The 330-nt window shown below is 35.8% G+C and carries 1 protein-coding gene; it reads right to left on the bottom strand.

The genetic code is table 11. The features are described 5' to 3' along the window. Positions 1 to 330, bottom strand: a 330-nt coding sequence (locus ABCO64_RS10090) for a DHH family phosphoesterase (protein WP_343089359.1), incomplete at both ends; no start/stop codon positions are given.

Raw genomic sequence — 330 nt, 5'->3', positions numbered from 1 at the left:
CACTAATATATGATGATCAATTTTAATTAAAAAGTCCCCTTGGTCATAACGTTGATCGGCAATGCGTTCTTTATTGCCGGTATCTACCGCAATAACAAGCGCCCCTTTAAAAACCTCATCTTCAATCTCATCAAGGGTTCCAATAAACTGTGTAAAGTCTGATGATTCTCCGCTAACGTAAACCGCTTTTTCAGGATATGTTGATTCAATAATGTCTTTTAATCCAAACGCAGTCCCCATACAATCGCCATCGGGTCTCGCGTGTGGTAAAATAATGATTTTTTTATACTCTTTTATTTTTTCATGTATTGATTTTAGTTTACTAAGATC

It is taken from the genome of Methanocalculus natronophilus (genome assembly GCF_038751955.1).
In the GTDB taxonomy this organism is placed as follows: Archaea; Halobacteriota; Methanomicrobia; order Methanomicrobiales; family Methanocorpusculaceae; genus Methanocalculus; species Methanocalculus natronophilus.
This window is presented reverse-complemented; position numbering and strand designations above follow the sequence as displayed.